Origin of the sequence: Kushneria phosphatilytica (assembly GCF_008247605.1) — a bacterium.
GTDB lineage: Bacteria > Pseudomonadota > Gammaproteobacteria > Pseudomonadales > Halomonadaceae > Kushneria > Kushneria phosphatilytica.
The window spans coordinates 561,453-585,533 of the sequence record NZ_CP043420.1; the positions used below are offsets into that span (position 1 = coordinate 561,453).

Consider the following 24,081-nt stretch of genomic DNA (forward strand, 5'->3'; position numbering starts at 1 on the left):
CGATTGTTCGGAAGCAGTAGCGGGAAATACGCGGGCGCCTGAGGTGGGGCGCCGCATGGACGGCGCCCCGGCATGTTCAGCTCAGCAGCAGTGGTAGAGCGGCCACTACGGCGCCGGCACAGGCACGGCGCAGATTGACCCAGTCGGTGTGCTTGAGTGCAGTGCGCCGCCAGAGTGGCGCCGAGAGTGCCGCCATCAGCAGCATGAGAACTGCGCCCGGGCCGAACAGCATGATGGCCAGCATCAGCCAACAGCCGGTTTCGATGGCCCGGCGACGATGAAACTCGCCGCGCATCAGTGGGGCAGTGGCGGCCAGCATGGCACCGACAAACAGCACATCGAAGGCCCATACGCCGCCCATCAGGGTAAGAGAGAGCATGACCAGCCACACACAGCTGGCACGAACCGCCGTGCGTCGAATGTAGCCGAAGCGACGCATGATGCGATGAAAGGGCAGAGTGGTCAGCAAGACTGCCGCTGCAGTCAACCAGTTGACCTCAGCTGTATCGAAGGGCGCGGCCCCGTGCTCCAGCGCCTCGAACAGGTCGGTTTCTCCCAGTACCTGAAGCGACAGGACATCAGTCAGCTGATAGAGCGGTTGCCACAGGCTCAGTGCAATCACACCGAACAGGGCCAGTGACAGGCTGTCGCGATGGTTGCCCAGAAGAGACAGTGCATAGCGACTCATCAATCGTTGCATCACGGAAAATTCCTCTCGGCTTGAAGCCATTGACCGGTCAGAGTCTCATGAGAGTGCGCGAAGTCTCTTAATGTTTCATGAAAGTTCGGTACCGGTGATGTAACTTTTGGTATCCGAGACTCTCAAGGGCCAGCTGTGGGTAGTGGAGGAACCGCGTGCGTGATACGCCGCTTCAGCAGTGTCAGATACTCATTGGGGTCCTTGGGCGTCAGGGTATGCGCCGGCGGATCGACATGTACCACCAGCAGGCGAGACAGCCAGTAGCGCAGGGCCGTCATGCGCAGCATGACCGGCCAGACTTCACGCTCGACGGTGGTAAAGGGGCGCTCTGCCGCATAGGCCACCAGGATGGCCTGATAGCGGGATTCGTGCAGGGCTGTCTGTGAGGTGGTGCACCAGTCGTTGATGACGATGGCGAGATCGAACAACAGATCACCGGTGCAGCCATTGTAGAAGTCGATGATCCCGCCCAGCTGCTCTCCATCAAACAGGGTATTGTCACGAAAGAGATCGCCATGAATGGCGCCACCAGGCAATTCATGCGGGGTCAGCAGGCGTTCGAAGTCGGCAATCTGCTCACGCATCAGCTGCTGCTCGTCATCGTCCAGATACGGCATGACCCGTTCGGCGGCCTGTTCGATCCAGCTCAGATCACGCGGGTTGGGGCGCTGAACCGGGAACTCACGCGTCAGACGATGCATTTGTCCCAGGGCGTGACCGATGGCCCGGCACTGCGCCTGCGTGGGTTGTTCGGGATGTTCGCCGGGCAGACGCGGGAAAAGTAGTGCCGGACGCTCGGCAAGCCGTTGCAGGGCGACACCCTGGCGATCATGCAGGGGACCCGGAACGGGGAGATCATGCGCGGCAAGATGATCGAGCAGCTCGACAAAGAAGGGCAGTTCGCGTTGGTCGCCCTGCTCGAACAGGGTCAGGACCAGGGCATGGCGATCGGTCGTGACGAAGAAGGTGCTGTTTTCGGTACCACCGCTCACGCCTTCAAGCCGTATCAGGCGGCCGGCATCGAAACGCTCGAGAAAATCGGCGACCTGATCGTCGCTCAGGGGAGTAAAGACCGCCATGGGACTCCTGAAGGGCTGCTGCTCGGAAATCGGGCACATCGCTGTGTGCTGTCGCAGCGAAGTTTAACACTCTCCTGTCAGAAGGCTGAATGCTGCCGGAAGTCGCAGTGCACGTGATCCGAACGCTTCATTTTTTGCCAATCACCCACGGGGGAATCGGGGGAGGGCCTTCGCGGGTGTCCGTACGCTGAAAATTGCCGTCGCCATCATGGTCGATCAGTATCAGGGTCTTGCCATCGCTGATGATCTCGAGGGCATAGAGCTGATGATCGATCCGATATTCGCGGATGGTCCGCCCCTGGTCATGCTGTGTCGTCACCTGGGGCTGAGGCGCCCTGTCGGCCGCCGCCGCCGGTAGTGCGGGCAGCAGGCATAGCAGCAGTATTGACCAGGGCCGTCGCATGGTGAAAGGCAGGCGATGGTGCAAGGCAATCATGACAACCCCTTTTGGCGGGTCGGAGATATCCGGGAAAGATGCGTAAATGTTATCCGATTGTAATTGGACTGGCGAGTCGATAAGCGTGCGTTGACTTCGCCACACCGCGTTCGCTTGCGTATCATGTCACTCCGATTTTGCCTGATGCTGGAGTCCTCATGGCCGACGCCCCGATCGTCCTCGTTGACGGTTCCGCCTATCTCTACCGCGCCTTTCATGCCCTGCCACCGCTGACGACCAGTACGGGTGAACCCACGGGCGCCGTGCGCGGCGTGGTGGCGATGCTCAAGAGCCTGATCAAGCAGTATCCGGAAAGCCCCATGGCGGTCGTCTTCGATGCCGGTGGCAAGACCTTTCGCGATGAACTCTTCGAACAGTACAAGGCGCATCGCCCGCCGATGCCGGACGATCTGCGTGCACAGATCGAGCCGCTGCACGAATGTGTCAGGGCGCTGGGCATACCGCTTTTGTGCATCGAGGGCGTCGAGGCCGACGATGTCATCGGCACGCTGGCGCGGATGGCCACCGAAGTGGGCCGTGATGCGATCATCTCCACTGGCGACAAGGACATGGCGCAGCTGGTCAACGAGCACATCACCATGGTCAACACCATGAAGAACGAGACGCTTGATGTAGCCGGCGTCGAGGAGAAGTTCGGTATTCCGCCTCGACTGATCATCGATTATCTCGCGCTGATGGGCGACAGCGTGGATAACATCCCCGGGGTGCCGGGCGTGGGGCAGAAAACGGCACTGGCACTGCTGACCGGTATGGAGGGCGGTCTGGAAACCATTTATGGTGACCTTGAACGGGTCACCACGCTGGGTTTTCGCGGGGCCAAAACCATGCCGAAAAAGCTCGAGGACAATCGCGAGCAGGCCTGGCTCTCTCATCGTCTGGCCACCATTCGTACCGACTGCCCGTTACCGGTCGGGCTCGACGATCTGGAGATTGCTCATCCGGATCGTGAAGCGCTGCTGGCCCTCTATCAGCGCCTCGAGTTCAAGGGCTGGCTCAACGAGTTGCTGGAGGGCGGCAGCGAAGGGGCGCCAGCGCCTGATGTGCCGACCGGCGATGGTGAGTACGACCGGGGGGCGATGACCAGCGAGGCCACCGCACTGGCCAGCGAGCACCGCGACTATCGCACCCTGCTCAAGTGGTCGGAGTTCGAGTCATGGCTGGCACGGCTGGCGCAGGCAGAAGCGTTCTGCTTTGATCTCGAGACCACCAGTCTCAACTATATGGAAGCCGAGATTGTAGGTATCGGACTGGGCCTGGTGCCCGGTGAGGCAGTCTACGTGCCGGTGGCGCATGATTATCTCGATGCCCCCGAGCAGTTCGAGCGTGAGCGGGTGCTGACTGCATTGCGGCCGCTGCTGGCAAACGCTGCGATCGGCAAGATCGGTCAGAATCTCAAGTATGACATCGAAGTGCTGGCGCGTTACGACATCAGCGTTGAAGGGGCGCTGACCGATACCATGCTGGAGTCCTACGTGCTCAACTCCACCGCGACCCGGCATGACATGGATTCGCTGGCGCAGGCGTGGCTGGGGCACAAGACCATCAGTTTCGAGTCGATTGCCGGCAAGGGGGTCAAGCAGCTCACCTTTAACCAGATCGATCTTGATACCGCTGGCGAATACGCCTGTGAGGATATCGATGTCACGCTGCGTCTGCACGCGCATCTGCGCCCGAGGCTGGAGCGCGAAGGGCGTCTGGCTGAAGTGCTCGATACGCTGGAACGGCCGCTGATTCCGGTGCTGGCGCGCATGGAGCGTACTGGTGTGTCGATCAATACGGCCCTGCTGGGCAGTCAGAGCCGCGAACTCGACGAACGCATGCGCCTGCTGGAGCGCGATGCCTTCGAGCAGGCCGGACGTGAGTTCAATCTCGGCTCACCCAAACAGCTCGGCGAGATCCTGTTCAATGAGCAGAAGATTCCGGTGATCAAGAAGACCCCCAAGGGGGCTCCTTCTACTGCGGAGGCGGTACTCGAGGAACTGGCACTGGACTACCCGCTACCAAAGACCATCATGGAGCACCGCGGGCTGACCAAGCTGAAGTCGACCTATACCGACAAGTTGCCGCAACTGATCAATGCCACCACCGGGCGCATTCATACCAGCTATCATCAGGCGGTGACTGCGACCGGGCGATTGTCGTCCTCCGATCCCAACCTGCAGAACATTCCGGTGCGTACCGAGCTGGGGCGCAAGATTCGCCAGGCCTTTACTGCCGAACCGGGCTACCGGCTGGTAGCGGCGGACTATTCCCAGATCGAGCTGCGCATCATGGCGCATCTCTCCGGCGATGCCGGGCTTCTGACAGCGTTCGCCGAGAATCGCGATATCCATACTGCGACGGCCGCCGAAGTATTCGGTAAGCCGGTCGAGCACGTGACCGGTGAGCAGCGGCGCAGCGCGAAGGCGATCAACTTTGGCCTGATCTACGGCATGAGTTCCTGGGGGCTGTCGCGGCAGCTGCGCATCGAGCCGGGGCAGGCGAAGATTTACATCGAACGCTATTTCGAACGCTATCCCGGCGTGGCGCGCTACATGGAGCAGATTCGGGCGCAGGCAGCGGAGGATGGTTTCGTCGAAACCGTGTTCGGCCGTCGGCTCTATGTGCCCGATATCAACAGCAGCAACCACAATCGCCGCCAGGCCGCCGAGCGCACTGCCATCAATGCGCCGATGCAGGGCACCGCCGCCGATATCATCAAGCGTGCCATGATCGACGTGGATGGCTGGCTACAGACGAGTGACTTCGATGCCGTGATGGTGATGCAGGTTCATGACGAACTGATCTTCGAGGTGCGCAGCGAGCAGGCCGAGTCCTTCATGCAGGCGGTACGTCAGCACATGCAGGGCGCCGCCCGGCTCGATGTACCGCTGCTGGTGGAAGCCAATGCCGGCGACAATTGGGATGAGGCGCACTGACACTGGCCTGAGTCCGGGTATGCTGGTGGCGCCGATACTAGAAGTGATAATTGATGAACGCCCCGGCCCGCCACTGCGTCGCATCGCCGATGTCGTCAACGATCGGGCTGTCTTTCGCATCACCGGTCAGGCGGGCTACGCCGACCAGGCCGGTGATCGACCATTGGCGGGTAATGTAGTAACTGAGCGAGGCATCGGTGCCGATCGAAAAGTAGCCGTTATCCGGATTGTAGGCGTCGATGCCCGAGCGCGTGCTTTCACGTTGCGAAACACTGAACAGATCGTCAGTCCAGGCCGCGCTGGTATAGCTGACACGTGGGCCAAGGGTAAAGGCGGCGCGCTCACCGAGGCGCGTTACGTAGGTAGCGCCAAATCTGAACCTGTAGCCATCGATATCGCCGGTGAAAGGCGTCTCGACAGAAGCCTTGTAGCGCCAGGCATCGTCACGATAGCTCACACGCAGCCCGGCGGTTGCGCCGCCGTCGACCTTGTCCAGATCATCAAGGTCTCCATCATCATCACGCCCAAACGTGTAGCCGATAAACGGTGCAACGCGCCACTTGTCCTGGTGCACCACATTCCAGCCGATGCCATCGGTGACGCTGACGAAAAAGGTATCACCGTAGCTGACATCCAGTGCCGGCCTGGCCTTCCACTCGTAGTCGTCGCTACCCAGGTAGTCGGGGCTGTAGAGTCCCCCGGCGCCAATGGTGCCTTCCCAGCCGGGTGATTGAGCTTGTGCCACGCCGGTGAGCAGTAAACCGCCGAGCATCCATGGCGAGCGCAAAACCTTGTATGAAAATGTTGGCATGTAGGTTGCTCCAGGCCCTTGAGCGTTAATGAACGAGCATGAACATACAAGGATGCGTCTGAAAGTCCAGTCAGGTTGTCCGCGAAGAGATCGGGTGATGACGCCGTGTCACCCACCATTGGCCGGTCAACAAGGCAATGACAGTGACTGTTCCCAGCAGAGTGCCGGTGATCCCCGGAACCAGAATGACCATGGCGGCCAGCAGTAACAGGAGACGAAGTGGCCAGCCGGCGCGACCGAACCCCTGACCGACGATGGCGATATTGAGTGCCACCATTGCCAGAAGGCTGACGATTGCGATTCCGATCTGTTCGGGAAGCGAGCCCTCGATCAGCAAGAGCTCCGGTCGTGCCACGAATAAAAAGGGCAGGAAAAATCCCGGCAGACCCAGTTTGACGGCCTGCATTGATGTGGCGAAGTACGGAGCTTCGGAGATGCGTGCTGCGATCAGCGACGCCACTGCCACGGGCGGCGTCAGTGCAGAGAAGATTGCGAAATAAAGTACAAACATATGGGCTGCCATCATGCTCAGTCCCATATCGATCAATGCGGGAGCGGTCAGCAGGGCCACCAGGATATAGGCGGCTGATGTTGGCAGACCCAGTCCGAAAGCCAGACACGCCAGAGCGGCGATAGCCAGCATGATGGCGAGGTTGCCGTCTGCGACACTCAACATCAGGTAAGACAGCTTCTGAGCGAATCCCGTCGCTGTGAGGACTTCGACAAAGATACCAATGACCGCCACGATAACGGCAATGCTGGCGCCGCTTGTGCCCCCTTCGCGTAGTCCCTCGAGCAGACGCACGAAAGCTGCCCGGAGCCCTTTCAGTGGCTGTTGGTGATGCCGGGCTGCGGCACTGATGAGTTCCAGAACCATGATCGCCAGGCAGCCATAGGCAGCGGCATAGGCCGGTGGCATCTGACTCATCAGCAGATAGACCAGCAATGCGATCGCGAACAGTAGATGTCCGTAGCGTGCCAGCAGGGTTTTGGCGGGGGGAATATCGTCCATGGACTGACCCTGCAATTGATCCTGATCACGCACTGCTTGCAGGTGGATGGAGAACAGCAGGTAGAAATAGTAAAGCAGGGCGGGAAGGGTCGCTGCCAGAATGACTTCGTCGTAAGGGATACCGGTCACACCGACCATCAGGAAAGCTGTCAGCCCCATGACCGGTGGCGTCATCTGCCCCCCGGTCGAGGCGACTGCCTCGACGGCGCCTGCGAAGGGCGCTCTGAAGCCCGTACGCTTCATCAGGGGAATGGTCATGGTGCCTGTGCTGGCGATGTTGGCCACCGTACTGCCCGATATCATGCCCATGAATGCGCTGGCGAGTACTGCAATCTTGGCCTGGCCACCGCGGGAATTGCCCGCGAGTTTGGTGGCGAAGCCCATGATGAAGTCGATGCCACCGGTTGATTTCAGCAGGCCTGCAAACACCATGAATGCGAAAATGGTACCGGCGGAGAGTGCAGTGAGCGAGCCGAGTACCCCCTGAAAATTGGGGATCGAAGCATAAGAGATCAGACGCTCGAAGCTCAGCCCGGAGTGATGCAGCACCTCGGTTGGCATGAGGTTGCCATAGTAGCCGTAGAGCAGACCGAGTGCGCCGATGATGGGGATGGTGGCGCCCCATTGCTGCCAGGCAGCGATCAGAGCGAGAACGATGAGCGCGCAGCCCACCACGACGTCCCGGTGCTCGGGGCCGAAGACCCGCTCGGTCGTCAGCCCCTGATACTCGACCAGGACGTAGCCGGCGCTGACGACAGCAGCCACGAAAAGCAGCGAGAAAGCGAGGCGTGCGAGGGCGCGAGTACTCTGACCAGCGGCAAGGGCAAAGACGATGAGCAGTGACAGGCCGAGATGCAAAGCCTTGAATTGTCCCGCCGGCAAATAGAAGACAAAGGTCTGCGTCAGGTGCGTAGCGACCATGACGAGCGTCAGCAACAGCACCAGGTTATGTGCATTACAGTAGTCGCGTTCGGCATGAAGCAGGGGTGGGTTCATGGCATTGACCGCCTGGCAAGTGTCTCAGGGAGAAATACCCGCGACCCTCTCCCGGTCAGAGGAAGAGGGCATGCAGGCTATGCAGAGACGGGATCAGCAATGATCAATTGCTCGTCCCAGACCCCTTTTTCCTTGAAGTAGCGAGCCGCGCCGGCGTTGACCGGATAATCGGGCAGCAGATATCGGGTAGCGAACCCGGCGCTGACGTCCTTCAACTGACTGCCTACCTTGCGCACCTCTTCACTGTTATCGAAGATGGCCTTGCAGACCTGGTAGGCTTCGTCATCGGTCACATCCGGGCTGGCTGCCAGTACGCCCGAAATCGCCGGGATCAGCATTTCACCCTCAACGTGTTTCCACTGTTCACTGCTGACGGTGCTCTTGAGCAGACCACCATTGATGCCTCTGGCCTTGTCGAGCGTCTCCTGCTCGATCGGCAGCACACGAAAGGGCGTCGAGGTATTGATCTCTTCCAGCGAAGGCGAGGCTCGGCCATTGGTCAACACGGCGGGGATGGCATCGACCGCGCCCGATTTGAAGGCGTTGAAGGTGTCGTTCCAGGAGCCATAGGTCCAGTCGACACTGTCGGCCACACCAGCTGCCTGTAGCAGTGCCTGATACATGATCGCCGTCGCACCGCCTGCCGAGGAAGGCATGATGCGTTTGCCAGCCAGATCGGCGTAGCTCCGGATATTCGAGTCCGCACGTACGATCAACGGAATATTCCATACCGTGTAGGCGCAGACCTGACGCGCATCGACCGGTGCCCGAAAGGGTTTTTTACCCTGGGTTGCCACGGGCCAATCGGTAGATGTGGTTTGCCCGAAGTCGATCTCGCCACGCTGGATCAGTGCCATGTTCTCGGCACCGCCGGAGGTCGACAGGGTTGAGGTCGGGATATCGCTGTGTCGCTGCACTGCCTGGGCCAGCGCTTCGATAATGATGTATCCCGTGGAGCCGAGGGAGGCCGAGCCCCATTTCAGTTCGCGTGGTCTGCCTGCTGCGTAACTCAGCCCGGGCATCATCAACAGGCCCGCGCTGGCTACACCGAATTTGAGTAGCTGACGTCTTTTGGCGTTATGGTCATCCTGATACATGGTCGATAGCCCTCTTGAGTTGTTGTTGCTGGAGTTCGGGTCGCGCGATATCACCGCTCAAGCTGTGTTTTCAGCTCGATCGGTCGGTGCTCAGGGTGAAGTTCGAAACGTTGGAAGGTGGCTGGCTTGCCTTCCCGGGTATAGCCGTAGACCTGCCATTGCAGACAGGGTGCAGGCGTTTTTTCGATTCCCAGGGCCTGACAGGCAGCACTGCTGAAATGACGCATGCAGAGCTGATGCTCAAAACGGGCGGTCAGTAACTGTCTTGAGCGATGGAGGTATTCATGCAGTGAGAAACCGTCGAAATCGGCGGGCGCCATCTTTAGTAGTTCGTCGGCGAGTGTTATTGGCAGATAAAAGGCGTTGAACGTCCATGGTTCACCCTCGACCTGAACCAGACGCTCTATGACGGCACACTCGTCCCGGTCGAAGAATTCGGCCAGTTCTCCCTCGATGGGCAGCCGTTGAATACCAACACCCTGCAGGGTCAGTGGTAACGGTCTGCCGGAATCGAGAAAACGAAACACTCGAATGTCTTCATAGCGGATGGCCTGGTCACGAATGAAGGTCCCGCGACCATGCTGGCGGACGATGATGCCATCATCCGCGAGTGCCTTGAGTGCCTTTTGCAGCGTGCCGAGACTGGCGGGCAGGCGCGTCGATAATTCCTGTTCGGAGGGCAGCTTGTCTCCCGCAACGAGCCGGCCGCTTTCGATGGCATCGCGTATGGCATTGTAGAAACGAGCGTACTTCGGGACGCCCAGGCGCGTGTTTTCGAAGTGCGGAAGGCAGACTTCCACGATTTTATCGAGTGTCATGGTACAACCCGCTATCGTTTCCGGGAGCGCTATTCACTAAATAGCTATATAGCTATGATAGTGCCGAGTCCTCATGCTATCTTCAAGTCCTTTTCCGGCGCCTGGCTGAAGCTGATCCCGGGCGCTTAACCTTCCTGTCAGCGAGAGAGTCGATGGCGATATCCTCCCCCTTTACTACCCGACCCGAGATCAAGGGGACCTTCGGTGCCATCAGCAGTACACACTGGCTGGCGTCCAGTGTTGGCATGGCAATGCTGGAAAAGGGGGGAAACGCTTTTGATGCCGCCGTGGCTGCCGGATTTGTGCTTCAGATTGTCGAACCGCATCTGAACGGCCCGGGTGGTGAAGTGCCCATTATCGTCAAGCGTCCGGGAGACGAGTCACCGACCGTCATCTGTGGTCAGGGCGTGACGCCGGCGGCCGCTACGCCGGAACGGTTCGCGGCACTCGGGCTTGGCACGGTGCCTGGTACGGGGCTGCTGCCGGCGGTAGTGCCGGGGGCCTTCGATGCCTGGATGCTGCTATTGCGTGATTATGGCTCGCTCCCTCTGGCAACGGTGCTGGCCCCTGCCATCGGCTATGCCCGCGACGGTTTTCCACTGCTGGCACGGGCCGTGTCATCGATTATTCCGGTGGTCGACTATTTTCAACGTGAGTGGCCCTCTTCGGCCGAGCAATGGCTGGTAGACGGTCGTGCTCCTCGGCCGGATGCGCTGTTTCGCTCACCGACGATCGCTGCCACTTACCAGCGTATTGTCGACGAAGCCAGTGCGGCAGGAGGGAGCAGGGAAGCCCGGATCGAGCGTGCCAGGGCCTGCTTCTACGAGGGATTTGTTGCCGAAGCGATCGATGACTTCTATCGCCGGGAAGCGTTAATGGACAGCACCGGAGAGCGTCATCAGGGACTGTTGAGCGGAGATGATATGGCGCAGTGGCGTGCCAGCTACGAGCCAACGCTCAGCTACGATTATGCCGGCTATACGGTGCACAAGACCGGTCCATGGGGGCAGGGGCCGGTCTTTCTACAGCAGCTGGCGCTGCTGAAGGACATTGATTTTGATGCCATGACGGGGGACAGCGCCGAATTTGTCCATACCGTCACTGAAGCAGCCAAACTGGCCTTTGCTGATCGGGAAGCCTGGTATGGTGACCCGTTGTTCAGTGATGTGCCGATACAGCAACTGCTGAGCGAGCCTTATAATCGAAAGCGCAGGCAGTTGCTGAGCGAGTCGGCTTCAGTCGCCATGCGCCCCGGGCTCCCCGGTGGTGAGACAAACCTGAAGGCCATGCTGGCGCTTGCCGGCAGCGAGCCGACGATAGGGCCGGGGGGCGGTGAGCCTACGTTTGCTCCACTACCGGAAGTCGAAGGCGATACGGTTCATCTCGATGTGGCTGACCGCTTTGGCAATATGGTGTCGGCGACGCCCAGCGGTGGCTGGTTGCAGAGCTCACCGGCGGTACCCGGGCTGGGGTTCTCGATTTCAACGCGGGCACAGATGACCTGGCTGACCCCGGGTCTTCCTTCATCGCTTCGACCTCGCATGCGCCCCCGGACAACGCTGACCCCCACGCTGGTAACGCGCGATGGCGAGGGTTACATGGCACTCGGATCTCCTGGAGGCGACCAGCAGGATCAGTGGAGTCTGATCGTATTTCTGCGTCACGTGCATTACCACATGGGGTTGCAGGCGGCGATCGATGCCCCCTTGTTTCAGATGCGCCACTTTCCGGCTTCGTTCCATCCGCGTGAACACGTGCTCAACCGGCTCATCATCGAAGGCCGTTTCCCCCCCTCGACCCTGTGCTCACTGCGCGAGCGCGGCCATGAGATACGCATTCAGGACGACTGGGCACTCGGGCGCGTATGCGCTGTTTCCCGCCGCGACGGTATGATTCATGCCGGGGCTACACCCCGTCATATGCAGGGATATGCCATCGGTCGCTGAATAGGCCCTGTACCGGCCCTTGCAGGCGCCATCTCCCTGGCTCTGCCGAGATCAGCAGAAGGTCGGGGCGCGATCTGAATCTGTTTTTACTCATCTAACCTGCTTTAGCGCGTTCCGGCTTTTTCTCTGCAATCCTTCCATCGATTCATGTTCCCGCGATTGCAGAGGCATCAGGTGCTCAACTGGCTGAACCTGCCCTGGCACTGGCTGTTGGCCAATGTCAAGGTTTTCAATGCATTAACGACCTTCGCCACGCTGCTCGTCTGGGCCGGTTTTCTGCAGGTCTTTCTGCATCAGGTCCATATTGCCCGACGTCCCAGGCTGATCATCAATCGCGTGCTCGGCAATCACATCAACGCCTATTTTCTGATCGGTAACATGAGCAGTGGCGAGGCGTTTGTCGATTCGATCATTGCCCGGGTCGGGACCTCGCAGGGCGTCTGGGAACTGGATATCACCGATATCTTCGAAGAGGATATCGTCATCGATGAATTTGAAGGGGATCGCTCCCAGCGGGCAACCCGGCGACGGACGCTCAGCCAGGGACAGTGTCTGGCCGGTATCACCTTCAACACCCTGATCCGGCGGGCAGCCGAAGCGCATGGCGTGACGTGGGGAGACAAGGAACACCCGCTGCACCATCCGGAGCTGCGGGTTGATGAGGTCGAATTGCGACTGGGGGTGTTTCACGGCGCCGAAAAGCGCTACCTGGAAGCACGGCGGCGCTTTCTGCTTGAAAACGCCCAGGGGGCATTCAGCGTGCAGCCGGATGCGATGGTGACGCATCAGCGCAATCGGCGGTATCGCCCGCGCTGAGCATGGTTATCGGCATCGGCCGGTGTCATGAACCGGACTCGCTTACTGGCGTGTATCGATAACCGATGAGGCGCCCAGATACCCTTCCGAAAATCCGGCGAATTCTTTAAGGCGTGCCAGATCGGGGATATCGACCTGGTGCCGGTAGCGCCGGGCAAGGCCTTCAGTGTTGAGATGCGTAAAGGTTCGGCTGACATGAACGGCCGAGAGCCCCGTAACATCTGCCAGAATTTCCTGTGACAGTGGCAGTCGAAACTGCGATGTCATGTTCGAATTCATGCGCTGTAGTCGCGTATACATCTCGCATAGCAGGTGGGCAATGCGTGTGGCGGCATCACGCCGTCCCAGATTGATCATTCGCTCGACCAGAATGGACTGCTGGGTCGCCGCTGCCGCAAAGATGACGCGGGTCAGCTTGCTGGATTGATCGAAGACTTCGGTCAAATGACGATAGGGAAAACGGCAGACCGTGCAGTCGGTCACCGTTCTGACACCCGCCTGGTGCTCCGACTGAGCAAATTCACGCAGACCGGCAATGTCACCGGGTAGCAGAATGTCCAGAATCAGCCGAGTTCCATCTTCCATCGAATAGTAGCTGCAGGCCCAGCCCTTGCTGATCACAGCCATGTCACCCGCTGAATCGCCTTCTCGCCAGAGGTCTTCTCCAGCCGCAATATCTTCCGGCGAGCGCTCAAGCGTATTCAGCAGCTCGACTTCGCGTTCGTTGAAACGAGCATAATGCTGCAGTTGGCTGACCATGCAGCTTTGGGAATGTGCCACGGCGTTCCTCCCTGAGCGCTCCGAGGTGTGTCGAATGTCAAATCAATAGGGTTCACGCGGGCTGTTTTGTGGTCATGCCTGCGCGGGAAGGCAAGCATAATGAATGCCTGCGCTGCATGCCGTTGATCCAGGTTATGGCGAAGCTCTGAGCCCGGTTTTTCATGTTGCCCGATACTCACGGGAGCCGTGCTGCAGGAGCCACTGGTGTGGCATGTGCAGCCATGTCTGTCATTGCTGATGATTATCGTTTCAATCGGCCCGCGCCCGGAGGCCACGAGTGCGTTACACTGCTCGGATCAATGACCGACCGCCCGGAGGGTGGTCACTTTCGGATCATGGAGTGAATGTTCAATGGCGAAACAGCAGATCGGTGTCATCGGCATGGCGGTCATGGGGCGCAACCTGGCGCTCAATATCGAAAGCCGGGGCTATACGGTGTCGATCTACAACCGTTCGCGCGCCAAGACCGATGAGGTCATGGCGGAAAACCCGGATAGCAGACTGGTGCCGCTGTACGATATCGAAGAGTTTGTCGATTCACTGGAAAAGCCGCGTCGTATCCTGCTGATGGTTCAGGCCGGCGAGGCCACCGACAAGACCATCGAGGCGTTGCGTCCGCATCTTGATAATGGGGATATCCTCATTGATGGTGGCAATACGCCCTATGAGGACACCATCCGCCGCAACCAGGAGCTTTCCGAACTGGGTCTGAACTTCATCGGTACGGGCGTCTCCGGCGGTGAAGAGGGTGCGCTCAAGGGGCCGTCGATCATGCCGGGCGGCCAGAAGGAAGCTTACGACATGGTGGCGCCGATTCTTGAAGAGATCGCCGCTCGTGCCGAAGATGGTGAACCCTGTGTGACCTATGTTGGCCCCGATGGTGCCGGCCATTATGTCAAGATGGTGCACAACGGTATCGAATACGGTGACATGCAGTTGATCGCCGAAGCCTATTCTATTCTCAAGGGGACACTGGGGCTCTCCAATGCCCAGCTGGCAGAGATCTTCTCGGAGTGGAACGAAGGCGAACTCGACAGCTATCTGATCGATATTACTTCGCGCATCTTCACCAAAAAGGATGATAAAACCGGCCAGGATGTAGTCGACATCATTCTCGACTCCGCCGGCCAGAAGGGGACCGGCAAGTGGACCAGCAAGAGTGCACTCGATCTTGGTGTGCCGCTGCCGCTGATTACCGAATCGGTCTTCGCTCGTTTCATCTCCTCACTGAAGGAGGAGCGTGTGGCGGCTTCGAAGGTACTCTCCGGGCCGGAGCCGAAGCCGCTCAGCGGTGATGAGAAAGCGTTCATCGAGAATGTGCGCAAGGCGCTCTATCTCAGCAAGATCGCCTCCTATGCCCAGGGCTTTGCCCAGATGCGCGCAGCTTCCGATGCGCACGACTGGAACCTGAACTACGGCGAGATTGCCAAGCTGTTCCGTGCCGGCTGCATTATCCGTGCCCGCTTCCTGCAGAAGATTACCGACGCCTATCAGAACAATCCGAAGCTCGATAATCTGCTGATGGATCCCTACTTCGCCGATATCGCCGATCGCTATCAGCAGGCACTGCGCGATGTGGTCAGCCATGCGGTGCAAAATGGTGTGCCGGTGCCGACCTTCTCCTCGGCCATCGCCTACTACGACAGCTATCGCTCCGAGACGCTGCCGGCCAACCTGATTCAGGCTCAGCGTGACTTCTTCGGCGCGCATACCTACAAGCGCATCGACGAAGAGGGCACCTTCCATACCGAGTGGCTGGAAGACTGATTCCCTCATTGTAATGTGACTGACGCCCCGCCTATCGAGCGGGGCGTTTTTATTCATGTTGAGGGCGGCCCATCATGGGTTGATTCGTGGTTGGGACGAGTATGGGATACTGGCGCTTTGCAGGCAGAGAGCCGGTCGCCATGAAACGTCTTGCCCTGTGCGCCCTGATCGCACTACTGATGGCCGGTGTGCTCGGCGCCACCGCGACCTCTACACCCTTTCGCGAGCAGTTGCTGGATGCCGAACTTGATGATTCCCTGCCATCGCCGATGGCGCGATCACTGAGGGATGAGTCGACGGCATTGCAAACCGTCTTTCTCGCCTACGCCAATGAGCCAACCCTGTTGCTGGCCGCTCGGCTGGCGCTGCTGCGTCATGGTGATATTGCCCGCCAGGTCCTCGGAGAATACGGGTTGGACGAAGATTTTCAGCAGGCGCTGAGCCGCTTCGGCGCCGATGCGGTGCTGCCGGTAGCCTACTTTCACGATCACGAGATTGCTACGCTGAATCTGCGCCACTGGGCAAGCCAGCGCTATCGACAGGCCAGTAATGCGCTTGCTGCCTGGTGGGCGGATGAAGACGCCTCGCAATCCTCGACCTCATCTGCCGATGCCAGGACTGCAGGGTCTTCAGAGACGACCGAGCCTCACTCGCAGGGCAGCCTGACGCCGCATCAACGCGGCGATTATGCCGTCGCCTGGCTCAACCGTGAAGGGCATGGCGTGCTCGATCAGTTTGTGGTCGATGAACATCAACAGGTGGCATGGCTGCAGAGTGAGCGAGTGCTCAGCGATGTCAGCGACTTTTTTACCAGCGGGATTCGCGATCTGGATCGCAAGTGGCAGCAGGGCGAGCCGGTGCGGGCCAGTGATGTCGCCTGGGCGGGGGTCGATCTGCTGGCCATGACCAGCGTGGTCAAGGTGTTGCGTGTCGGCCGCGGTCTGAAGGCTGCCGGTGGTGAAGCGCGTACTGCAAGAACAGGTTCACGAGCTTCACGAGGGCTCTTGCCGGGTTTGAAATTCGCTCGTTTGTCGCGCCCGGCGAAGTTTGCCGCCCTCGGCGCGACCGGTTGGCTGGTAGTGCGTCATCCCTCACTGGTCAGTGCCTTCGGGGCCACCCTGGCAGACTGGCTGGGCTGGCCGGTGAAGCTGGTTCAGTTCATGGTCTGGGCAGTCATCCTGACACCGCTGTTGTGGTTGATCGGTATCGCTTACCGCTGGCTGGTGGCGCCACTGCTTCGCCTGGTTGAGTCAATGACCTCGGTCATTCTGCGCTCACGCCCCGCCGATCATTGAACATGGCTGTGCCGCACGCAGGCTGAATGCTCCTTTCGTTGGGCCTGGCTAAAAGCGAATGTCGATCAATCTGCGAATCGGCCATGCTGGAAGCCTTGGCATGTAGACCCGACACGTGCGTGGTGGTGCCCGGTTATCCTGCTTGAAACGGCAGGTGACCCGGTATCGGAAGACCTGTCGATCGGCCCATGAATCAGTCCATGAGGCATTGGGTGCAGACCATGCGCCGCCGTCTCGATGTCATGAACCATAACGATAACAGGGGATATCCCCGTGCATGACGCAAGGAGTGCCCATGAACGTCGAGACCGATTCCTGTCCTCGAAAGGCGGCGCGCTCGGCGCTGCTTGTTTCGGCCGTTCGATCCGATCGGGTTGAAAAGGCGCTGGCCGGCAGGGCCGACATGGTCATCGTCGATCTCGGTAGCCCGGTACCGACGGCTGATCGGCAAGCTTCGCGGGAGGCACTGGCGAGGGTTCTGCATGAGCATCCCGGCACTCCATTGGCGGTGCGTGTCAGTCCGCCGGATACCCCGGAACATGACGAGGATCTGCTGTTTTGCCAGCGCTTCGAGGCGATCTCCACCGTGGTGGTGCCCGGCATTGATTCGATTGCTTCACTGGTCTCGGTGGCTGCGCTGGGACGACCGATCTGGCCGCTGATTGATAGCGCCGCCGGTCTTGGAGCGCTGAGAGAGATTGCCAGTGCCGACGGGGTTGAGCGGCTGGGCTTCGGCGCCCAGGAGCTGGCACTTGATCTTGATATGGCCGTGGGCACTTCCGGTGGCGAGAGCCTGCTGGATCAGGCCCGCTTCGCACTGATCATGCAGTCGCGCCTGGCGGGTCTGCTGGCGCCACTGGCAGAGGTTTCGCCGATCATTGGTGACAGCGAAGCGTTGCGGGCAACGGCACGCCGGGCGCTCGACATGGGATTTGGCGGCATGCTGTGTTCACATCCTGCCCAACCCGGTCCGATCAACGAAGCGTTTACACCCAGCTCAGCTCAATTGGACTGGGCTCGGCGAGTGCTGGCCGATGCTGACACCATTGACTTCATGGTTGATGGTGAACCCATCAGTGCTTCGCTGATCCATCGGGCCAAACGTCTGGTGGCCAGAAGCGGCAGTGTGCGAAAGACCTCCCCCTCTTCACCATGACAAGGGAGAACCCGATACCTTCTGAAGGCGGATATGGCGGGGGATGCGCCCAGCGTGGCCTCTCTGTTTAGACCAAAGTCTACTCGCCAAAGGCTAATACTTTCAGCTGTATGGCCGTGATACACGCTGTAGCGAACCGATCGTGTTCGATGGCTGACGTTGGCCGATCGGGGGATATTCAATCATTCCAGGGAATAACACCATGTCCAAAGCCGCTCTCAAGCGCACCATCGGCCTGGCAGGCTGCTCGCTACTTTTGATGACCTCTGCTCATGCATTGGCGGCCGATCCGATCGTGATCAAGTTCTCCCATGTGGTTGCCAATGACACGCCCAAGGGAGAGGGCGCACAGATGCTGAAGAAACTGGTCGAGGAGCGTCTCGGAGACAAGGTGAAGATCGAGGTCTACCCCAACTCGTCTTTGTATGATGACACCAAGGGGCTCAATGCCCTGCTGACCGGTGATGTGCAGTTGCTGGCGCCTTCGATGGCCAAGCTGGGGCAGTACAGCAAGAGCATGCAGCTCTATGACCTGCCTTTCCTGTTTGATGACATGCAGGCCGTATCGCGCTTTGAGCAGACGCCCGAGGCAAAGAAGCTGCTCGAATCAATGGAGGGCCACGGTATTCTCGGGCTGGCCTACTGGCATAACGGCATGCGTCAGCCGACTTCCAATACTGAAATGCAGGAGCCTCGTGACATGCGGGGGCTGAAGCTGCGCGTCGAGCCTTCGAACGTACTGGCCGATCAGGTCAAGGCGCTGCGGGCCATTCCACGCAAGATGGCGTTCGGTGAAGTCTACCAGGGCATGCAGACCGGCGTTATCGATGGTCAGGCGGGTAACACCTGGTCCAATATCCAGACCCAGAAGTGGCCCGAGGTACAGAAGTACGTCACCGAGGCCAATCTCGGTGTACTGAGTTATGTACTGATCACCAACGACAAGTTCTGGAAGGGCCTGCCGGACGATGTGCGTACCGAGCTCAATGAGATCATCGGTGAGGTGACCGAATCGGTGAACGACAATGCCAATCGACTCAATGAGCAGGCGCGTCAGACCATTGCCGATTCCGGCAGCACTACCATCACCACGCTTTCGGACGATCAGCTGGCCGACTGGCGTGACGCCACCGACAGCGTCATCGACAAGTACCGCGATGAAATCGGTGACGATTTGATCAAGGCTGCCCAGCAGTCCAATCAGACGTCGGCCGACTGATCACGCGTCAGATAATAGAGTAGCCGCACATGTCCATCGTGATGCGTGTCTGGAACCGACTGGAGGAGGGCCTGGTGGCCCTCCTGCTGGCGGCGATGACCCTGGTAACCTTTGCCTACGTGGCAATCTCGAATCTTTACAACGTCTTCTACGATCTGGCCGATGCCGTACCATGGCTGGAAACCCCGGCCTTTGCCGTTGGAGATTTTCTGCTCGACCTGACCCAGTCGATGACCTGGAATGTGGCCATGACCAGTGCGCTGTTCGCCTGGCTGATCTTCATCGGTATTGCATGGAGTGTACGGTTGGGCGCGCATATCGGGGTCGATCTGGTGGTCAGGCTGTTCCCACCGCATCTGCGTCGGGTATTTGGCGTCATTGCCTGTCTGATTTTCATGGCCTATGCCGTGTTGATGCTGACTTCCAGCTACCAGTGGGTCTCCTCATTGATGGAAGGGCAGGTCGGTGTCGAAGACCTCGATCAGTTCGGTATCAAGGAGTGGCATGTCGCCATCGTCATGCCGATCGGCTTTGCGCTGGTGATTGCACGACTGGTTGAAGTGCTGATCAACATTCTGCGAGGGCGTCAGGAAGGACTGGATCTGTCCAGCGAGACCAGTGACGCACTCAAACTCTCCGAAGACAACGAACAAAGCGGGGAGCCGCGTTCATGACCATCGCCTTTCTTTTTGTGGCGCTGTTCGCGCTGATGGCCATTGGCGTGCCGATCGCGATCTCGCTGGGGCTGTCGAGCGCACTGACCATCATGCTGTTCAGTCAGGATTCGCTACAGTCACTGTCGATCAAACTGTTTGCGACGGCCGATCACTATACTCTGCTGGCGATTCCGTTCTTCCTGCTGGCCGGCGCCTTCATGACCAGCGGCGGCGTGGCGCGTCGGCTGATCAACTTTGCCAATGCCTCTGTCGGGCATATCAAGGGTGGTCTGCCGATTGCCTCGGTACTGGCCTGCGTGCTGTTCGCCGCGTTGTCGGGCTCTTCGCCGGCCACTGTGGCTGCCGTCGGCTCGATCGTGATTGCCGGCATGGTGCGCTCCGGTTATACCCGGTCGTTTGCCACCGGTGTGGTCTGCAATGCCGGTACCCTGGGCATTCTGATCCCCCCCTCGATCGTGATGGTGGTCTACGCTGCCGCGACCTCAACTTCAGTGGGGAAGCTGTTCATGGCCGGTGTGGTGCCGGGGGTCCTGCTGGGCGTGCTGCTGATGGTGGCGATTTATGTCATCGCGCGGCTGAAGGACATGCCGGCGCAGCCCCGCGCCAGTTTCGGTGAGTGGCTGACCGCGGCGCGCAAGTCGATCTGGGGCCTGCTGCTGATCGTGATCATTCTTGGCGGCATCTATTCCGGCCTGTTTACTCCGACGGAAGCGGCTGCCGTGGCGGCGGTCTACGCGGCCTTCGTCTCGCTGGTGATCTATCGCGATATCGGTATCAGGGAGTGTCCGCGCGTGCTGCTGGATGCCGGCAAGCTCAGCGTGGTGCTGATGTTCATCATTGCCAATGCGATGCTGTTCGCCCATGTTCTGACGACCGAGCAGATTCCGCAGACGATTACCCAGTGGGTGGTCGAGCAGGGCTTCTCGCCGATTACCTTCCTGCTGGTACTCAACGTGCTGCTGCTGGTCGCGGGCAGCTTCATGGAACCCTCGGCCATCATCCTGATTCTGGCGCCGATCCTGTTTCCGATTGCCACGCAGCTGGGCATCGATCCGATCCATCTCGGCGTCATCATGGTGGTGAACATGGAGATCGGGCTGTTGACGCCGCCGACCGGCCTCAACCTGTTCGTGGCATCAGCTGTGACGGGGCAGCCGCTGACGACGGTGATTCGCGCCGTGGCACCCTGGCTGATCCTGATGTTCGCCTTCCTGATGCTGGTGACCTACTGGCCGGCGCTCTCGCTGGGGTTACCGAACTGGCTGGGCATGCCATGAGCACAGGCCACCGTCACTGATCGGTTCGTACAACGTTCGCCCGCCGCAGTCATTCGCCGCCGCGGGCGAACGGGCGTATGATGGGCCCGCTGCCGACTGATGGCAGTTGCACGGGCCCACCAGAAGAAGAGCCGCTCATGACCGTGATTCGCCAGGCTGATCTCATCGACAGCGTGACCAGCGCGCTGCAGTACATCTCGTACTACCATCCGAAAGATTTCATCGACGCCATGCATCAGGCGTATCTGCGCGAGGAGAATCCCGCCGCAAAGGACGCCATCGCCCAGATCCTGATCAACTCACGCATGTGTGCCACCGGCCATCGTCCGATCTGTCAGGACACCGGCATCGTGACCGTGTTTGTCAATGTGGGTATGGCGGTGCGCTGGGAAGCCGACCTGAGTCTTGATGACATGATCAACGAAGGCGTGCGTCGTGCCTATCAGCATCCGGATAACGTCTTGCGCGCTTCCATTCTGGCCGATCCTGACGGTGCGCGGCGCAATACCGGAGACAATACCCCTGCGATCATTCATCACCGGCTGGTACCCGGGGATCAGGTTGAAATTCATGTGGCTGCCAAGGGCGGTGGCAGTGAGGCCAAGACGAAGTTTGCCATGCTCAATCCTTCCGATAGCGTGGTGGACTGGGTGCTCGAGCAGGTGCCGAAGATGGGCGCCGGCTGGTGTCCTCCGGGCATGCTGGGGATCGGCATCGGTGGTACTGCCGAACAGGCGATGAAGATGGCCAAGGAGTCACTGCTTGAGCCTATCGATATTCAGAAGCTCAAGGAAAGAGGGGCTTCAAATCGGGCGGAAGAGCTGCGCCTGGAACTGTTCGACCGGATCAATCAGCTGGGCATCGGCGCGCAGGGGCTGGGCGGACTGACGACCGTGCTCGATATCAAGGTCATGGATTATCCAACCCATGCAGCCAACAAGCCGGTTGCGATCATTCCCAACTGTGCGGCCACCCGGCATGTCGATTTCACACTGGATGGCAGCGGGCCTGCCGAACTGCCGGTGCCCAACATCGACGACTGGCCGGAAATTGCCTGGGAAGCGGGTGAGGGCGTGCGGCGTGTCGATCTTGACCGCATTACGCCGGAAGAAGTCGCCACCTGGCAGCCGGGTGACACCCTGCTGCTTTCCGGCAAACTGCTGACGGGCCGAGATGCGGCGCACAAGCGCATGGTCGACATGCTCGAGCGCGGAGAAGCCCTGCCGGTCGATCTGAAGGGGCGTTTCATCTATTACGTGGGTCCGGTCGATCCGGTAGGCGATGAGGTTGTGGGTCCGGCGGGGCCGACGACAGCAACCCGCATGGACAAGTTTACCCGCCCGATTCTGGAGCAGACCGGGTTGCTGGGCATGGTCGGCAAGGCTGAACGCGGCCCGGTGGCGATCGAGGCCATTCGCGATCACGGTGCGGCCTATCTGATGGCTGTCGGAGGCTCTGCCTATCTGGTGGCTCAGGCGATCAAGGCCTCGAAAGTGCTGGCCTTCGAAGATCTCGGGATGGAAGCCATCTACGAGTTCGAGGTACAGGACATGCCGGTCACTGTCGCGGTGGACAGTCAGGGTACCAGTGTTCATCAGCAAGGGCCGGCCAAATGGCGGGAGATTATCGCCAGGCGTTGAGTCCTTTCACTTGCGGCGCTCCCTGGAGCGCCGTCATGCTGAGGCAGGGGCATCAGCCCCGATGTTTCATTTCCGTTAGCGAGACGAAGTCCGATGTCCGAACCCCCAGGCTCCCCGAACTCTTCTGATGCTCTGATTCGTCTGGCTCGTTTTATTGGCGCCTTTCTGGCGGCGCCATTGCTCTATCTGGTGCTCTGGCAATTGGCTGCCGATATGCTGCTGCCCCGTGAGGCGGGGAGTAGCCGGCTGGTCATGATCAATCTGTTCAGCGTGGCCATTCCGTGTCTGGGTGTGCTGGCCACCATCTATCTGGCGGGTCCGAGGGCAGGGCGCATCATGGGATCGGTAGTGATGATGGTGTTCTTTCTGTTTCTTTATCTTTCCTCGGCGGTCACGCTGGAGCTGCTGCCGCCGCTGCTGACCGTACTCGGTATTGCGCTGGCGGTGCTGATCTCGCGTCGGATGCCCACCATGACACCGGATCTGGCAGAACTGAAAGCACCCTGATACGTCCGTGTCAGGCGCATGAAAAAACCCCGGTCATGACCGGGGTTTTTGGTGCCTGCTGCGTTGTTTACTTCGAGATGGCTTCGGTGCCATGTCCCAGCGGACGCGCATCGAGTGACTGCTGAGAGACGGCAGCGCTGGCCGCTTCGGCCTGATGCGGCCGATAGGAGACGAAGTAGGCCAGACCAACGAAAACAGCGCCTCCCACGGCATTGCCGAGGAAGACAGCGATGAAGTTGGGCAGATATTCTGCCCAGGTCACGGCGCCGGCGAAAATGGCAGCCGGGACTACAAACATGTTGGCCACCACGTGCTGAAAGCCGATGGCCACGAACGCCATGACCGGGAACCAGATACCCAGCACCTTGCCGGCGAAGTCCTTGCTGGCGTAGGCCAGCCAGACACCCAGGCAGACCAGCCAGTTGCAGCCGATGGCAGAAACGAAGGCGTGAGCGAAATCGGCGCTGACCTTGGCCTGGGCGATGCCGACTGTCGACTTCAGAAAGGCGCCTTCGGTAAGGCCCAGGAAGTGGCCGAAGAAATAGGCCACGAAGACACTACCGACGAAGTTGGCGATCGTGATCACTACCCAGTTGCGAACCAGTCCGGCGACGCCAACCTTTTTCGAGAACAGTGCCATGGGCAGCGCCATCATGTTACCGGTCAGCAGTTCACCGCCGGCGAGAACGGTCAGTACCAGTCCGACCGGGAATACGGCAGCGCCAATGAAACTCTTGAAGGAGCCCCACTCGGCGGGCATGGTCCCGGTAACACGGATATCGAGCAGAAAGCCGAAGGCAATGAAGGCGCCAGCCAGAAAGCCTAGCACCAGCAGCGATGACATCGGGGTCTGATCCTTCTTGACGCCAGCCGCGATGGTCAGCCCGGCAGTTTCCTGTGGAGTATGAAATGACATGAGAAAATCTCTTGCTGTCGGCGCTTTGAGCCCCATGGCTCGATGCCGTGAAAATGAGAGAGCTGGTGGATACCACTGTCGATCACGATCAAACCTGTCGTGCAAACAATTAGTCTGCTAAAAATAGGCTTGTGCGGGATCGACCATTGTTCCGCCGATGCATATCGGCAGGACTTAAGCGACACTGAAGGGTGTGG

At 59.6% G+C, this 24,081-nt stretch carries 20 protein-coding genes; 11 read left to right on the plus strand and 9 right to left on the minus strand.

Annotated features, from left to right (window positions below; all coding sequences use genetic code 11):
- Positions 1–76: 76 nt before the first annotated feature.
- The 3 genes from FY550_RS02460 to FY550_RS02470 form a co-directional block, all read right to left on the minus strand.
- The gene (locus tag FY550_RS02460) at positions 77–700 is read right to left on the minus strand and encodes a hypothetical protein (RefSeq protein WP_149054334.1); all 624 of its coding nucleotides are present in this window, start codon (positions 698–700) and stop codon (positions 77–79) included.
- Positions 701–822: 122 nt separating this feature from the next.
- Positions 823–1,779 (minus strand): homoserine kinase, encoded by a 957-nt coding sequence (locus tag FY550_RS02465; protein ID WP_070981393.1) that lies wholly within the window; start codon positions 1,777–1,779, stop codon positions 823–825.
- A gap of 127 nt (positions 1,780–1,906) precedes the next feature.
- Positions 1,907–2,215 (minus strand): DUF2782 domain-containing protein, encoded by a 309-nt coding sequence (locus tag FY550_RS02470; protein WP_084388277.1) that lies wholly within the window; start codon positions 2,213–2,215, stop codon positions 1,907–1,909.
- A 158-nt stretch (positions 2,216–2,373) separates the two neighbouring features.
- On the opposite strand from FY550_RS02470, the gene polA reads away from it, so the two are divergent.
- The gene (gene polA / locus FY550_RS02475) at positions 2,374–5,154 is read left to right on the plus strand and encodes a DNA polymerase I (RefSeq protein ID WP_070981395.1); all 2,781 of its coding nucleotides are present in this window, start codon (positions 2,374–2,376) and stop codon (positions 5,152–5,154) included.
- Positions 5,155–5,191: 37 nt separating this feature from the next.
- On the opposite strand, the gene FY550_RS02480 is transcribed toward polA, so the two are convergent.
- The 4 genes from FY550_RS02480 to FY550_RS02495 form a co-directional block, all read right to left on the minus strand.
- A complete protein-coding gene (locus FY550_RS02480; protein WP_233350259.1) occupies positions 5,192–5,965 on the minus strand; it encodes a MipA/OmpV family protein in 774 nt (257 codons plus the stop codon).
- A gap of 70 nt (positions 5,966–6,035) precedes the next feature.
- The gene (locus tag FY550_RS02485; RefSeq protein ID WP_149054335.1) at positions 6,036–7,973 is read right to left on the minus strand and encodes a TRAP transporter permease; all 1,938 of its coding nucleotides are present in this window, start codon (positions 7,971–7,973) and stop codon (positions 6,036–6,038) included.
- 77 nt (positions 7,974–8,050) lie between these two features.
- Positions 8,051–9,070 (minus strand): TAXI family TRAP transporter solute-binding subunit, encoded by a 1,020-nt coding sequence (locus tag FY550_RS02490; protein WP_070981399.1) that lies wholly within the window; start codon positions 9,068–9,070, stop codon positions 8,051–8,053.
- Positions 9,071–9,120: 50 nt separating this feature from the next.
- Positions 9,121–9,888 (minus strand): GntR family transcriptional regulator, encoded by a 768-nt coding sequence (locus tag FY550_RS02495; RefSeq protein ID WP_149054336.1) that lies wholly within the window; start codon positions 9,886–9,888, stop codon positions 9,121–9,123.
- A 152-nt stretch (positions 9,889–10,040) separates the two neighbouring features.
- On the opposite strand from FY550_RS02495, the gene FY550_RS02500 reads away from it, so the two are divergent.
- Both FY550_RS02500 and FY550_RS02505 read left to right on the plus strand, forming a co-directional pair.
- Positions 10,041–11,834 carry a gamma-glutamyltransferase family protein gene (locus FY550_RS02500; protein ID WP_070981405.1) on the plus strand — a complete coding sequence of 598 codons (1,794 nt, stop codon included), beginning with the start codon at positions 10,041–10,043 and terminating at the stop codon, positions 11,832–11,834.
- A gap of 174 nt (positions 11,835–12,008) precedes the next feature.
- Complete coding sequence (locus FY550_RS02505) at positions 12,009–12,650, plus strand: hypothetical protein (RefSeq protein ID WP_139148768.1); 642 nt, start codon at positions 12,009–12,011, stop codon at positions 12,648–12,650.
- Positions 12,651–12,692: 42 nt separating this feature from the next.
- Here the strand turns inward: FY550_RS02505 and FY550_RS02510 are convergent, their stop codons facing one another.
- Positions 12,693–13,430 carry a Crp/Fnr family transcriptional regulator gene (locus FY550_RS02510; RefSeq protein ID WP_233350260.1) on the minus strand — a complete coding sequence of 246 codons (738 nt, stop codon included), beginning with the start codon at positions 13,428–13,430 and terminating at the stop codon, positions 12,693–12,695.
- A gap of 351 nt (positions 13,431–13,781) precedes the next feature.
- Here FY550_RS02510 and gndA point away from each other — a divergent pair, with 351 nt between their 5' ends.
- The 8 genes from gndA to FY550_RS02550 all read left to right on the plus strand — a co-directional run bounded on the left by gndA (position 13,782) and on the right by FY550_RS02550 (position 22,968).
- A complete protein-coding gene (gene gndA, locus FY550_RS02515) occupies positions 13,782–15,197 on the plus strand; it encodes an NADP-dependent phosphogluconate dehydrogenase (protein ID WP_070981410.1) in 1,416 nt (471 codons plus the stop codon).
- Positions 15,198–15,337: 140 nt separating this feature from the next.
- Positions 15,338–16,492, plus strand: coding sequence for a hypothetical protein (locus tag FY550_RS02520; protein ID WP_070981412.1), 1,155 nt, complete (start codon positions 15,338–15,340; stop codon positions 16,490–16,492).
- Positions 16,493–16,787: 295 nt separating this feature from the next.
- On the plus strand, positions 16,788–17,648 hold the full coding sequence (locus FY550_RS02525; protein WP_070981414.1) for an HpcH/HpaI aldolase/citrate lyase family protein: 861 nt from the start codon (positions 16,788–16,790) through the stop codon (positions 17,646–17,648).
- A gap of 202 nt (positions 17,649–17,850) precedes the next feature.
- On the plus strand, positions 17,851–18,867 hold the full coding sequence (locus FY550_RS02530; protein WP_149054337.1) for a DctP family TRAP transporter solute-binding subunit: 1,017 nt from the start codon (positions 17,851–17,853) through the stop codon (positions 18,865–18,867).
- A gap of 29 nt (positions 18,868–18,896) precedes the next feature.
- Positions 18,897–19,541: a TRAP transporter small permease gene (locus FY550_RS02535; RefSeq protein ID WP_070981416.1), complete on the plus strand. Its 645-nt coding sequence runs from the start codon at positions 18,897–18,899 to the stop codon at positions 19,539–19,541.
- Positions 19,538–20,821 (plus strand): TRAP transporter large permease, encoded by a 1,284-nt coding sequence (locus FY550_RS02540; RefSeq protein WP_070981419.1) that lies wholly within the window; start codon positions 19,538–19,540, stop codon positions 20,819–20,821. Before FY550_RS02535 ends, FY550_RS02540 begins: the two co-directional genes overlap by 4 nt.
- Positions 20,822–20,958: 137 nt before the next feature.
- Positions 20,959–22,461 carry a fumarate hydratase gene (locus FY550_RS02545; protein WP_070981875.1) on the plus strand — a complete coding sequence of 501 codons (1,503 nt, stop codon included), beginning with the start codon at positions 20,959–20,961 and terminating at the stop codon, positions 22,459–22,461.
- Positions 22,462–22,554: 93 nt separating this feature from the next.
- Entirely contained in the window at positions 22,555–22,968 is a 414-nt protein-coding gene (locus FY550_RS02550) for a hypothetical protein (protein ID WP_070981421.1), read from the plus strand.
- Between the two features lie 67 nt (positions 22,969–23,035).
- Here FY550_RS02550 and FY550_RS02555 read toward each other — a convergent pair whose 3' ends face one another.
- The gene (locus FY550_RS02555) at positions 23,036–23,884 is read right to left on the minus strand and encodes a formate/nitrite transporter family protein (protein WP_070981423.1); all 849 of its coding nucleotides are present in this window, start codon (positions 23,882–23,884) and stop codon (positions 23,036–23,038) included.
- Positions 23,885–24,081: the final 197 nt, after the last annotated feature.